Below are 12105 nucleotides of genomic sequence, written 5' to 3'. Positions count from 1 at the left end.
AGAGGATTACGGATACTGTACATCCATACAGGTTTTTGTGCAATCGGGTTCCAGCCGGGTCCTGGCCTCACTCGATCGAGGCAACCTAGGCCTGCCGGCGCCCAAGGTTCAGACGTTTAGCGCCTCCGGCTCCTTGCGGCGGATGGCAACAGCCACCGAACTGCCGACAATCAGGACGATGCCGAGCAGCGACAGCATGCCGACCGACTCGCCCCACAACACATACCCGAACACGGTGGCCCAAACGATGCTCGTGTAGTTGAACGGCGCGAGCACGCCGACCTCGCCGTGGCGGAATGCCGAAGTCATCAGCAGTTGCCCGGTGCCGGCAGCCACGCCCAGCAAGACGAGGATGCCCAGGTGCGCGAGGCTTGGTGTGCGCCACGCGAAGAGCAATGAAAGACCCATCACCACGGTGCCGATCAGGGTGGAATACAGAACGATCAGGCTGGCGTTTTCGCTCGCGCCGATGCGCTTGATCTGGATCACCGAAAGCGCGCCGAAGATGGCGCTCAGCAGGATCAACAGGGCGCCTGTGAGGTTCGACGAAGCGCCGGCGGGCCGCACCACCAGCACGATGCCGATGAAGCCGAATACGGCGGCGAGCAGGTCGCGGCGGCGCAGTGCCGCTTTCAGGAGCAGAGGCGAGAGGACGATCAGGAACAGGGTTTCCGTATAGGCCAGCGCCACCGCTTCGCTGAGCGGCACATAGCGCAGACCGGCGAAGAAAAACGCCAGCGAAGCCATTAGCGCGACCGCGCGCTCGAGATGCGCGCGCCAGTGGCGGGTGCGCAGCATCCGGGGGCTTTGCCTGGCGCGCGCGGCGAGCAGCAGCGCTGGGCCGAGGCCGAACAGCATGCGGAAGAAGGTGATTTCGTTGGCCGGGTAGTGTGCCGTGATGGACTTGGCCAGCGCGTCGACCACGGCGAAGCAGAACATTGCGGCGAGCATCTGCGCGATGCTGCGCAGGGGCAGGGTGGAGCTGGGCGTGGTGGCGATCTGCATCGAGACTCGGGGCGTTGGAGACAGGGCGGGTGTGCGAGGTGTGGCACCTGAGGCACAAGCGGCGGCGGCCGCGCGGGGTCCATGATAGCCCTGCAACCACCCGTTACGCGCTCGCGTCCCTATCGCCCAGGCAGCATGCCTGGGTGGCGCCCTTAGGTAGCTCATGTAGCGCGCTCAGGTTGCAAGCTCATGCAGCACGCTGCACGCAGCAAGCTCACGCAGCAAGCTCAGGTTGTAAGCTCATGCAGCAAGCTCAGGTTGCACGCTCGCGCAGCGCCCCTGCTTTCGTCTGCGCGCGCCACTGCGCCGGCGTCATCCCAACCTGCCGCTTGAACACCCGCTGAAACGCCGCATCCGACTGATACCCGACCGCCTCGCCGATTTCAGCAATCGCGAGGCTCGTTTGCGCGAGTTTGCGGCCGGCCAGCGCCATGCGGATTTCCGTCAGGACATCGCTGGCCGAGCGGCCGATCGCCTCGTCGAAATGGCGCGCAAACGTGGCGCGCGACATATGACATAGCTCCGCCAGCTCGGGCAAGGTCCACGGCCGGGCGGGTTCGTCGAACATCGCCGCAAGGGCCGGTTGCAGGCGCGGGCGCTGCGCGAGGGCGAGCAGGCCGCGCGGCGGCTCGTCGGCATGGCTCGCAAAACGCAGCGTCAGCGCGAACAGGGCGCCTGACAGATGGTTCACCAGGGTCTCGCTCGCCGGCCCCTGTTCAAGCGCCTCTTCGCGCATGAGCTGGATCAGCCGCGCAAGCCGGCTACTGGCGAATTCATCGTCGCGCGGCCCGGTCTGCGCGTCGTCTCGTGGCGCCACGCTATGCACGAGCAGGCGCCCCGGCAAATGGTCGCGCAACAGCCGCTGCGGCACCGCAGGCAACAGAAACCGGCCACACAGGATATCGGCAGCCGCGCTCGTGCCTCCGGTTACGCCTTCGCTTATGCCTTCGCTCGCGCCTTCATTGGTCACCACAGTCAACCCATTTACCTGGCGCCTGCTCGCCGCCAACACCGCGCCGCCGCTGCCATCGTGCAGCACGTGCGGCGTGCCGGCCGGAAACAGCACGATATCGCCCGCCGTCATGCGCAACGGCGCGCCGTGCTCGTCCTCAATGACCGCTTCGCCACGCAGCAGCACGTGATAGGGAATCTCGCGCGTCTCTGCGGCCGGTTCGTCGATCCGCCACGGCGCGCCGAAATGGCAGCGCACGTCGAGCCGGCCGGCAACCGGCATCAACGCGAGTAATCGGCTCAGCAGATCCATAACGGGGTTCCAGTTGGACGGGATAGGGGTCGAGACGTTTGGGCATAATTTTGCTAGATTGTGGCATTAATTTACTCGCCGCGTCTCGCTAAACTGACTCTCATGCCATACGACATGGCTAGCAGTTGCAGACAAACCCATCTCAAGGAGTCAATCATGTCCCGTCTTACCGCAATCAGCCCTGAAGCGGCTACCGGCGCCGCCGCAGAAGTCTTTGCCAAAATCAAGAAGGCTGCCGGCAAAGTGCCGAACGCCTACGCCACCGTCGGCACGCATAGCCCGGCCGCACTGGGCGCGATGCGCAACGTCGACGCGGTGCTGGCAAGCGGCAGTCTCGCCAAGGCCGAAATTGAAGTGATCAAGCTGGCTGTCAGCGAAGTCGCGGGTTGTGACTACTGTATTGCCGCCCACACGTTGATGGGCAAGTTCGCCGGCCTGTCGGCGGACACAATGAAGCAGGTGCGTGCCGGCACGGCAAGCGGCGATGCGAAGCGCGATGCGCTGGTGCGCTTTGTCCGGACCCTTGTGACGACGAGCGGCACGGTGCCCGCCGCCGATGTCGAAGCGATTCGCGCCGCAGGCTACAGCGAACAGCAGGTGATCGAAATCCCGCTGGCGATTGCGTCCATCACGTTCACGAACCTGGTGAACCGCGTGAACGACACCACGCTGGATTTCCCGGCCGTGGCCTAAGGTGGGGAGCGGCGGATAGCGGTGCTTCGGTGACACGTGCAGCTTACCGCCGCCCAACGCCGCTCACCCCAGCAACGCCTGCAGAGCCGCTCGCGCGCTGTCGACAAAGGCCAGAGCCAGCGTCGACAGCGGCTGGGCGGCGGCGCTGGCCAGATAGCACTCATCCGGCAACTCAGGCAGAAACGGCTTAACGGCCACACGGCCATCGACAAACGCCGCGGTCACCGGATCGATCAGGGCGACGCCCGCCCCATTGGCGACCAGCGAGACGATGGTATGCGACAGTTGCGCCTCCACAGTCAGTTGCCGTGAGACGCCGTGCTCAACGAAAACCCGGTCTATCACGTTGCGTGCATCGAACCAGCGCGGAAACGAGACGAAGGCTTCGCCGCACAGATCTTCGGGCCGCAGCACGTGTTGCGTGGCGAGGCGGTGTCCGAGCGGCACGATGCAGCGCATCGGCGCGTCGGTAAGGCGTTCGAGTTTCACCGCGGGATGCGGGATTGCCTCCGCAGCAAAACCGACATCGCAGCGCTGCGAGGCGACCAGCTCCACAACCGTGGTCGAACTATGCGTGAGCAGCGTCACGTCGATGCCGGGGTGCGCGGCGACAAAAGCCGTCACCACGCGCGGCAGCAATTCCAGCGCGAGCGCGGGCGACCCCGCGATGCGCAACGAGCCGCGGCGCATGGCGCGAATCTGCTGCGCGGCCTGGGCGATACGGTCCATGCCGACAAACGCACGCTCGACCTCTTCATGCAGGACATGTGCCTCGGCGGTGGGCACGAGCCGCCCCTGCTGCCGCTCGAACAGCGTAAAGCCGACGCTGGCCTCGAAGTCGGCCAGCAGGCGGCTCACCGCGGGCTGCGAGACGTGCAGCGTCTGGGCGGCGCGGGTCACGGTATGGCGCTGCATCAAGGCGCGGAACGCCTCGACCTGGCGGATCTTGAGGTCGGAAGAAGCCATAACATTCCAGCATGGATAACTGAAAAAACGGTATTTGACGCGTCCTTTCGCTAGCCCGAAAGTTGAGCCCATTGCCTTCTATAGGGGACTTGACGCGTGGCGGACACCCATAATATCGGATCGATGCCTTGGCGGCTCGGGTGAGCGCCCAGACACAGGCACAGCAGGCGCGCCGCGCGGCGCGGAGCTTCGATGTGGTCGTGGCTGGCGGCGGACTGGTGGGCATGGCGCTCGCCTATGGCCTGGCGCGGACCGGCCAACGGGTCGCGGTCTGCGATGGCGACGACTCCGCGTATCGCGCCGCCCGCGGCAATTTCGGGCTGGTCTGGGTACAGGGCAAGGGCAGCCGCTGCCTGCCCTACGCACAGTGGTCGCTCGATTCGTCGCGGCGCTGGGGCGCATTCGCGGCGCAATTGCTGCGCGAGACCGGGGTCAATCCGTGTTTTGTCCGGCCGGGCGGCTTCGAGTTATGCGAGGGCGCGCAGCAACTGGAGGACGGCCGGCGGTTGCTCGAGTCGCTGCATGAGCGCGACGCCGGGCTCGACTACGAGGTGTTTGATACGGCCGCGCTGCGCCGGCGCATTCCCGCTGCGTCAGCCGGACTCGCCGGCGCCCTGTACTCGCGCAACGACGGCCATGCGAACCCGTTGTTCACGTTGCGGGCGCTGCATGAGGCGTTTCAGGCGCTCGGCGGCGTGTACCTGCCTCAGCATGAAGTGACCGACGTGATTCCCCATAGCGGCAGCTTCACCGTCGTGACGAGGCGCGCCACGCTGGAGACAGGGCGGATCGTGCTGGCGGCGGGTCTCGGCAACGCGCGCCTTGGACCGATGGTCGGTCTCGACGCCCCGATCACCCCATTGCGTGGCCAGATCATGGTCACCGAAAAGCTCGCGCCGTTTCTCGACTACCCCACGCTCGTGGTGCGGCAAACGCGCGAGGGCTCGGTCATGCTGGGCGACTCCGCGGAAAACGTCGGTTTCGACGACGGCACCAGCCGCGCCATCATGTCCGACATCGCACGGCGCGCCCAGACCGCGTTTCCGCTGCTTGCCCAGGCGCGCATCGTGCGCGCCTGGGGGGCGCTGCGCATCATGACGCCGGACGGCTTGCCGGTGTACGAGGAATCGCCCGCGCACCCCGGCGCTTTCATGGCCATTTGCCATAGCGGCGTGACGCTGGCGGCCGCCCATGCGGACCTGCTGGCGCCGTGGATGGCCGGCGGCCCGCGTCCCGCTGTGCTCGACGCTTTCACCACAGCCCGTTTCCATGCTTCTGCACTGAGCCATCATGTTTGAGTTATTGCCGCTGAAGGCGGCCGCTACCTGTTCGATTGAGATCGACGGCCGGACGGTTCAGGTGCCGGACAGTTTCACGGTCGCCGCCGCCTTGCTTGCGAATGGCTGGGATGCGTGCCGGACCTCCGCGATAAGCGCCGCGCCGCGCGGGCCGTTTTGCATGATGGGGGTGTGCTTCGAGTGCCTCGTCGAGGTGGACGGCGTGCCGAACGTGCAGGGCTGCATGACGCCGGTCCGCGAGGGCATGCAGGTGCGGGCGATGCAAGGCAAGGCGAGGCTGGCATGAGCGAACTACGCTGCGACCTGTTAATCGTCGGCGCCGGGCCCGCCGGCATGGCGGCGGCGCTGACGGCGCGTCGTCAGGGGCTTTCGGTGATCGTCGCCGACGAGGCCGTGCAACCGGGCGGCCAGATTTACCGCGCGGCGGCTGACTCGCCACTGGCAGATCCCGCCATACTCGGCGCCGAATACGCGAGCGGACAGGGACTGATTGCCAGCTTCCTCGCGAGTGGCGCGCAGTACCTTGCACAGACGCTGGTCTGGCAGATCGAAGCGGCGCCGACGCCCAGCGCCATGCTGACCTGTCGCGGCGCCCACGGTGGCACGCTGCAAGTCCACGCGCAAGCCGTGCTGCTCGCCACCGGTGCGCAGGAGCGGCCGTGGCCGGTGCCTGGCTGGACCTTGCCGGGGGTGATGGGGGTGGGCGCCGCACAGACCTTGCTGAAATCCGGCGGCCTCGCGCCCGGCGCGGATACGGTGCTGGCCGGCAGCGGGCCGCTGCTCTGGCTCTACGCGTCGCAACTGCTGAGGGCGGGGCGCACGATTCGCGCGGTTGTCGACACCACGCCGCGTGGTGCATCCCGCGCCGCGTTGCGCTATCTGCCGCGCGCCTTGCTGGCGCCCGACTATCTGCTCAAGGGCATGCGCATGATGCACACGGTGCGGCGCGCAGGCGTCGAGGTCTACCGGGCCGCGCAAGAACTCGAAGTGCTCGGCGAGACGCACGCCTATGCGCTGCGGTTTCGGGTCGGCGCCCATCTGCATGCCTTTCCGGCCAGCCAGGTATTGCTGCATCAGGGCGTGGTGCCGCGCACCAATGCGGCGCGTTCGCTAGGCTGCGCGCATCGCTGGGACGCGAGGCAGGCCTGCTGGCGTCCGCAAGTCGACTCCTGGGGCCGCAGCAGCGTGCCGCGTGTATGGATTGCCGGCGACGGCGCGGGCATCGGCGGCGCCAAGGTCGCCGAACGCGCGGGTGAGCTGGCCGCGCTCGATATCGCCGCCGCGCTCGCACGTATCGATACCGCAACCCGCAACCGCGCCGCGCGCGCAGCCCGTTCGTCCACGCGCCGTCATCTCGCCATCCGCCCCTTGCTCGACGCCATGTACACGCCCGAAACGGCGCTGCGCCGTCCGGGCGACGACGTCATTGTGTGCCGCTGCGAAGAGGTCAGCGCGGGCGAGATCCGGCGCATTGCCCGGCTCGGCTGCACCGGCCCGAACCAGATGAAGGCGTTTTCGCGCTGCGGCATGGGACCGTGCCAGGGACGCTGGTGCGGCACGACCGTAGCGGAACTGCTGGCTGAGGTGCAGGGGCGGCAGCCGGAAGAAGTCGGTTACTACCGCATCCGCGCGCCGATCAACCCCGTGAGCATCGCGGAGATCGCAACCGCCATGCCCTCCGGCGACCCGTTGGAACGCGGCGAATTTCCAAGTTGAACGAGGCGGGCGCCTTTATGCAGAAGATCGGCACAAGAGCGCGCCGCAACTGTTGTCCCATTGATCTCATTGCCCGGAGTGCTGTGATGAAACGAAGCTGGAAACTGGCTGCATCCGTCGTGTTGATGGCGCTGTCATGCGCGGCGTCGGCGAAAGAATGGACCACGATCCGGTTCGGCGTCGACGCCACCTATCCGCCGTTTGAATCCGTCGCCAAGGACGGCTCGGTGGTCGGCTTCGACGTGGACCTCGGCAATGCCCTCTGCGCCAAACTGAAGGCGAAATGCGTCTGGGTGCAGTCGAGCTTCGACGGCTTGATCCCCGCTTTGCAGGCACGCAAGTTCGACGTGATTCTGTCGTCGATGGCGGCCACCGCGAAACGCCGCGAGCAGATCGACTTCACCGACCGTCTGTACCGCAACCAGGTGCGGCTCGTGACCGCGAAGGGTTCAAGCCTGCTGCCGGACGGCGCCAGACTGGCGGGCAAGAAAATCGCAGTGGAGCAGGGGACCTTGCAGGAGACCTACGTGCGTGAGAAGTGGGCGCCGCTTGGCGTCGAGTTGACGGCCTACCCCAACTACGATCAGGCGTATGCGGATCTGGCCACCGGCCGGGTGGACGGCGTTCTGGTGGATGCGGTGCAGGCCCAGTTGGGTTTCCTCGACACGCCGCGTGGCCAGGGCTTTGCATTTGCGGGCGGCACCGTGTACGACCGCAAAATCATGGGCGACGGCGACGCAGCCGGGGTGCGCAAGAGCGATACGGACTTGCGCGAGGCGCTTAACGGCGCCATCGCGGAAATGCTGCGCGACGGCACCTACAAGCGGATCGAAGCGAAGTATTTCGACTTCGATATGTACGGGCAGTGAGGCGCATCTGGCGCGCGTGCCGTCCTTCCCACGCCACCTGCTTTGCATATGCGCATTGATTGGTTCGCCTCGCGCTGACGCGTCCTTATCCTAGACGTCGCGACGGCGATGGGCCGCCCGCTTGCGGCGCATCGAGCCGTCATGAACTTGCAAAGGACGCATATGGCTTCATCAGGACAGACCAACCGCGACGCACAGCCGGCCGATGCCAGCCGTCGTTCGCTTCTGAAAGCAGCCGCGGCGTTGGCCGTCGGGACCGGCGCCGCGCTGGCGGGAGGGGCCGGCGCGTTGCTGGCGAGCCAGCCCGCGCTGGCGCAAGGCAATCCGAAAACGCTACGCATCGGCTTTCAGAAATACGGTAACTTCGTTGTCCTGAAGGCACACGGCACGCTCGAAAAGAGACTTGCATCGCAAGGTGTCAGCGTGCAGTGGCTGGAATTTCCCGCCGGGCCGCAACTGCTGGAAGGCCTGAATGCGGGCGCGGTGGATGTCGGCACGGTCGGCGAAACGCCGCCCATCTTCGCGCAGGCCGCGGGCGTCGACTTTGTCTATATCGCCAACGAACCGCCGGCGCCCAAGGGCGAGGCGCTGGTGGTGCAGCAGGATTCGCCGGTCAAAACGGTGGCCGACCTGCGTGGCAAGAAAGTCGCGCTCAATCGCGGCTCGAACGTGCACTTCCTGCTGGTCAAGGCATTGCAGCGCGCGGGTCTCGCTTACACGGACATCGTGCCGGTCTATCTGACCCCGGCCGACGCCCGCGCAGCCTTCGTGCAGCGCAGTGTCGACGCATGGGTGATCTGGGATCCGTATCTGGCCGCGATCGAGCGTCAAGCAAATGCGCGCGTGCTGACCAATGGCGAAGGGCTCGTGCGCAACACGCAGTATTACGTCGCCACCCGCAAGTTCGCCGAAGCGCAGCCGCAAGTGCTGCATACGCTGCTCGACGAACTGAACGAGGTGGACACGTGGGGGCGCGGCAACATTCCTGCGGTGGCCGCGCAGTTGTCGCCGCTCGTCGGTCTCGATACCGCCACGCTCGAAGTCGCGCTCGGACGCGCCGGCTACGGCGTGCAGCCGATCACCGATGCGACCCTCGCCTACCAGCAGCAGATTGCCGACACGTTCAGCGACCTCAAGCTGATTCCGAAGAGGCTGACCGTCGCGGATGCGCGCTGGAACAGCGAGGGGTGATCGGACCCTGGCGCAAACGGGGACTCCGGGCATGACCGGTGCACCAGGTACGCCGGGCGGTACCCGGCAGCCGCACTACATGCCCTTGAACTGATCGGCATACAGGCGGCTCACGCTCAGTTTCGCCGGATGGCTACGCAGGTTGAGCGTCAGCTTGCCCGACTCGTCGCGCGAGGCGCTGGCAATCGCGTCGGCGCGCACCACCGTGCCGCGATGGATCTGCCAGAACTGCTGCGGGTCGAGTTGCAGCAGCAGGTCGCGCAACGAGGTGCGAATCAGGTGTTCGCGCTCGGCCGTCATGACCCGCACGTACTTGTCCGCCGCCTCGAAGTACAACACCTCGCCGACCGGAATCATTGTGATCGTGTTGCCGGCGCTCGCCTGGATCATGCGCAACGGGGCGGCGGCCTTCGCCGTGGCGGCCGCAGGGTCGAGGCTCGCTGCGCGAGGCGCCGCGGCGCCGAACAGTGCGCGCAACTGATCGATCATCGGCGCCAGCGCCGCTTCCTCCGCCTGCGTTTGCTCACGCGCCTGCAACGCCGCTTGCAGGCGCTCGCAGGTTTTGGCGAGCCGCTCGGGTTGCACGGGCTTGAGGACATAGTCGAGCGCGGCGCGTTCGAACGCTTGCAGCGCATATTCATCGTAGGCGGTGACGAACACGAGCAGCGGCAAGGGCCGGCCCGAGTCGGGCCAGTCTTCTGCCAGCGCCTGCGCGGTTTCGAGGCCGCTCATGCCCGGCATGCGGATATCGAGGAACAGCAGGTCCGGTTGCAGCGCAAGCCCCTGCTGCAGCGCCGAGGCACCGTCGCCAACGCTCGCGACAATACGCATTTCGGGCCACAGGCGGATCAGCTCGGCTTGCAGGTTGGCGGCGAGCAAGGGTTCGTCTTCGGCGATCAGGGCTGTGGCGTACATAAGTGGAGACCCAAAAAGAGGCGGCCGGCGCTCAAGCAACGGGCAGGCGCACAACGGCGAGCGCACCGCCGCGGCCGTCAGCGGGCGTGGTCAGTTCAAGGGAGGCTGCGTCGCCGTACAGGGCCACGAGCCGTTCACGCACCTGTTGCATGCCGAAGCGGCTGCCATGCGCCGCCGCGCCAAGGCCCACGCCGGTGTCGCGCACGCTCAGGCAGAGGCCGTGGCCGTCGCGCCGCGCGCTGACTTCAATCTGTCCCCCCGACACGCTCGGTTCGAGGCCGTGCTTGACGGCATTTTCGACCAGCGGCTGCAGCAGCAGCGGCGGCACCGGCAAACTGCTGAGATCGGCGGGTAGATCGAGTGTGCCGCGCAGCCGTGGCCCCATGCGTACCTGCATCAACTCGAGGTAATCGGCGATTCGCGCAAACTCGGCGGAAAGCGCATGCGAGTCCGAGCGCGAGGCGTCGAGCGTGGCGCGCAGGAAGCCGTTCAGATGGTCGAGCATGGCCTGGGCCCGCGGCGGATCCTGGCCGATCAGCACGCGCAGGTTGGCGAGCGTATTGAACAGCATATGCGGCTCAAGCTGCGACACCAGCAGCTTGAGCTGATTCTCGGCGGCGGTGCGCCGCGCGGCCTGGGCCTGCGCTTCGCTCGCGGCGAGGCGGCCGCGGGCATAGAAAAAATACGTGAAGCCGATCGAGACGGCAAACGCGGGCGCGAGAGCCGGCAGCAGCGTTTGCATATTGCGCAGGAAACCGGGCGCCGGGTGATGCGTGCCGGTCAGCAGGTCGCCCAGCGCATGGCCGCCCAGATAACCCACCGCCGCGGACATGGCCACCCACGGCGCCATCAACGCCCAACCGGGCCAGCGCCGCTGCGCTACCGGGTTGCCTGACGGGGTATCCGGGCTGGCGGCGCCTGGCCGGACAGGTTTCGTCGAGAAGCCGTAGCGGCCCGCTTCGATCAACGCCTGAATACACAGCGTAACGGTGCACGAGTAGATCAGATTGGTAAGAATCGCCGTATCCGAAAACGGGGTGAACAGGAAAGTGCTCGCCAGTGCGATGAGAATCGTGATCCTCAGTTCACGCCAAAGCCAGTTGAACATGATGCGGTACGAGGGCATGGGGCTGTCCGGGTTCGGAGGCGGGTCAAGCGGTTTGGCGAGGGATGGCGGCGAGGGTGGGCAGGTTGTGCGGACACCGGCCGCGCGCTCCGGTCCGTGCAGCGGATTGTAACGGCTCGGCGCCCGGGTCCTGTGGGAGCGCCTGGGGAAGGCCGCGCCATTCTGCACGCCAGTCCAGCCGGCTGAGTGCCGCGCGCCGGATCAATATGCGGCATCGCGCGACGTCGCCTGCCGTACCACGCGCCACACCGTCAGCGCGCGGGACAGGAAGGCACCGCTAAACGCGCCGTAGGCGAGGCCCGCAAGGGCGGCTACCCCAGTGTCGGCGCCAAGCCCGGGACTGGTCGCCAGCGCTACGCCGACACCGAACTTGATGCAGAACACCCCGAGCATCAAGACGAGCGGCAGCCAGCTACCGGGCATCAGCACGCTGCGCTCGGCTTCGAGCCAGCGCACCTCGCCCCACACACGCAAGGATTGACACCCGGTCAGGACGACCGCCACGCCGGCAGCCCAGGTGAAGAGCGCCGTCGCTTGACCGGAAAATGCGGACGTGAGGCCGTAAAGCGACAGGATGGCCATCACAACGGGCAAGCCGGTGGCGCTGCGCAACGATCTGCGGCGCGGTACTGTCTGCTTGAACCCGGTTGCGAGCAGCGCGGCGAGTACGCCCCAGACCCAGTCGGGGGTGTGCTGGAGTATGCCGTCGAGCATGGCGGCGGGCATGTCCCAGCCCCAGAGCCAGTCGGGCGTCTGCCGGAAAATGTCGTTGAACATGGTGGTGGGCTCCTTGTCTATCAACGAAGGTTGCGATGCCGCACATGTTCAGCCGGCTTGCCGCCATGTTCGAGCGGTTTGCGACAAAATGACGAGCAGTGGCGCGAAACGGTCCGGCTCAGGCGCGAAGCGTGGCTGGCGCGCGGGCCTCTGAGCTTGCCCGGCGCGCAGGCTTCCGAATGCGCAAGGCGCGCGGGCCTCTGCACGCGCCCGGTGCGGGTGCTCCTGATCGCGTGCCTGAAAGCCTATGTAATCTGCACTGATGGTTGCCGTACAGAAGGAGCG

The 12105-nt window shown here is 66.6% G+C and carries 12 protein-coding genes; 6 read left to right on the top strand and 6 right to left on the bottom strand.

Features of this window, described 5'->3' with window-relative positions; genetic code table 11:
• Positions 1–108 precede the first annotated feature (108 nt).
• Both FFS45_RS09300 and FFS45_RS09295 read right to left on the bottom strand, forming a co-directional pair.
• Positions 109–1005, bottom strand: a complete 897-nt coding sequence (locus FFS45_RS09300) for a DMT family transporter (RefSeq protein WP_137954327.1) — start codon at positions 1003–1005, stop codon at positions 109–111.
• A gap of 253 nt (positions 1006–1258) precedes the next feature.
• On the bottom strand, positions 1259–2269 hold the full coding sequence (locus FFS45_RS09295) for an AraC family transcriptional regulator (protein WP_137954326.1): 1011 nt from the start codon (positions 2267–2269) through the stop codon (positions 1259–1261).
• A 156-nt stretch (positions 2270–2425) separates the two neighbouring features.
• Here FFS45_RS09295 and FFS45_RS09290 point away from each other — a divergent pair, with 156 nt between their 5' ends.
• Positions 2426–2962, top strand: coding sequence for a carboxymuconolactone decarboxylase family protein (locus FFS45_RS09290; protein ID WP_137954325.1), 537 nt, complete (start codon positions 2426–2428; stop codon positions 2960–2962).
• Between the two features lie 63 nt (positions 2963–3025).
• Here the strand turns inward: FFS45_RS09290 and FFS45_RS09285 are convergent, their stop codons facing one another.
• Positions 3026–3928, bottom strand: a complete 903-nt coding sequence (locus tag FFS45_RS09285) for a LysR substrate-binding domain-containing protein (protein ID WP_137954324.1) — start codon at positions 3926–3928, stop codon at positions 3026–3028.
• A gap of 140 nt (positions 3929–4068) precedes the next feature.
• Here FFS45_RS09285 and FFS45_RS09280 point away from each other — a divergent pair, with 140 nt between their 5' ends.
• The 5 genes from FFS45_RS09280 (at position 4069) to FFS45_RS09260 (ending at position 9002) form a co-directional block, all read left to right on the top strand.
• Entirely contained in the window at positions 4069–5226 is a 1158-nt protein-coding gene (locus FFS45_RS09280) for an FAD-dependent oxidoreductase (protein ID WP_283204753.1), read from the top strand.
• Entirely contained in the window at positions 5219–5512 is a 294-nt protein-coding gene (locus tag FFS45_RS09275) for a (2Fe-2S)-binding protein (RefSeq protein ID WP_137954323.1), read from the top strand. Before FFS45_RS09280 ends, FFS45_RS09275 begins: the two co-directional genes overlap by 8 nt.
• Positions 5509–6942, top strand: coding sequence for an NAD(P)/FAD-dependent oxidoreductase (locus tag FFS45_RS09270; RefSeq protein ID WP_137954322.1), 1434 nt, complete (start codon positions 5509–5511; stop codon positions 6940–6942). Before FFS45_RS09275 ends, FFS45_RS09270 begins: the two co-directional genes overlap by 4 nt.
• An 86-nt stretch (positions 6943–7028) precedes the next feature.
• Positions 7029–7811, top strand: a complete 783-nt coding sequence (locus tag FFS45_RS09265) for an ABC transporter substrate-binding protein (RefSeq protein WP_137954321.1) — start codon at positions 7029–7031, stop codon at positions 7809–7811.
• A gap of 162 nt (positions 7812–7973) precedes the next feature.
• Positions 7974–9002 (top strand): sulfonate ABC transporter substrate-binding protein, encoded by a 1029-nt coding sequence (locus FFS45_RS09260; protein WP_137954364.1) that lies wholly within the window; start codon positions 7974–7976, stop codon positions 9000–9002.
• 75 nt (positions 9003–9077) lie between these two features.
• Here FFS45_RS09260 and FFS45_RS09255 read toward each other — a convergent pair whose 3' ends face one another.
• The 3 genes from FFS45_RS09255 to FFS45_RS09245 all read right to left on the bottom strand — a co-directional run bounded on the left by FFS45_RS09255 (position 9078) and on the right by FFS45_RS09245 (position 11820).
• Positions 9078–9917 (bottom strand): LytTR family DNA-binding domain-containing protein, encoded by an 840-nt coding sequence (locus tag FFS45_RS09255; protein WP_137954320.1) that lies wholly within the window; start codon positions 9915–9917, stop codon positions 9078–9080.
• Between the two features lie 31 nt (positions 9918–9948).
• Positions 9949–11043, bottom strand: coding sequence for a histidine kinase (locus tag FFS45_RS09250; RefSeq protein WP_249362735.1), 1095 nt, complete (start codon positions 11041–11043; stop codon positions 9949–9951).
• 201 nt (positions 11044–11244) lie between these two features.
• Complete coding sequence (locus FFS45_RS09245) at positions 11245–11820, bottom strand: DUF6622 family protein (protein ID WP_137954319.1); 576 nt, start codon at positions 11818–11820, stop codon at positions 11245–11247.
• Positions 11821–12105: the final 285 nt, after the last annotated feature.

The sequence above is a fragment of the Burkholderia sp. 4M9327F10 genome, assembly GCF_005503145.1.
Classification (GTDB): domain Bacteria; phylum Pseudomonadota; class Gammaproteobacteria; order Burkholderiales; family Burkholderiaceae; genus Paraburkholderia.
This window is presented reverse-complemented; position numbering and strand designations above follow the sequence as displayed.

Excerpts from the sequence above, each read along its gene's own strand:
- FFS45_RS09250 (WP_249362735.1), bottom strand. The coding sequence starts at position 11,043 with ATGCCCTCGTACCGCATCATGTTCAACTGGCTTTGGCGTGAACTGAGG.
- FFS45_RS09295 (WP_137954326.1), bottom strand. The coding sequence starts at position 2,269 with ATGGATCTGCTGAGCCGATTACTCGCGTTGATGCCGGTTGCCGGCCGG.
- FFS45_RS09285 (WP_137954324.1), bottom strand. The coding sequence starts at position 3,928 with ATGGCTTCTTCCGACCTCAAGATCCGCCAGGTCGAGGCGTTCCGCGCC.
- FFS45_RS09265 (WP_137954321.1), top strand. The coding sequence starts at position 7,029 with ATGAAACGAAGCTGGAAACTGGCTGCATCCGTCGTGTTGATGGCGCTG.
- FFS45_RS09260 (WP_137954364.1), top strand. The coding sequence starts at position 7,974 with ATGGCTTCATCAGGACAGACCAACCGCGACGCACAGCCGGCCGATGCC.
- FFS45_RS09275 (WP_137954323.1), top strand. The coding sequence starts at position 5,219 with ATGTTTGAGTTATTGCCGCTGAAGGCGGCCGCTACCTGTTCGATTGAG.
- FFS45_RS09290 (WP_137954325.1), top strand. The coding sequence starts at position 2,426 with ATGTCCCGTCTTACCGCAATCAGCCCTGAAGCGGCTACCGGCGCCGCC.
- FFS45_RS09255 (WP_137954320.1), bottom strand. The coding sequence starts at position 9,917 with ATGTACGCCACAGCCCTGATCGCCGAAGACGAACCCTTGCTCGCCGCC.
- FFS45_RS09245 (WP_137954319.1), bottom strand. The coding sequence starts at position 11,820 with ATGTTCAACGACATTTTCCGGCAGACGCCCGACTGGCTCTGGGGCTGG.
- FFS45_RS09300 (WP_137954327.1), bottom strand. The coding sequence starts at position 1,005 with ATGCAGATCGCCACCACGCCCAGCTCCACCCTGCCCCTGCGCAGCATC.
- FFS45_RS09270 (WP_137954322.1), top strand. The coding sequence starts at position 5,509 with ATGAGCGAACTACGCTGCGACCTGTTAATCGTCGGCGCCGGGCCCGCC.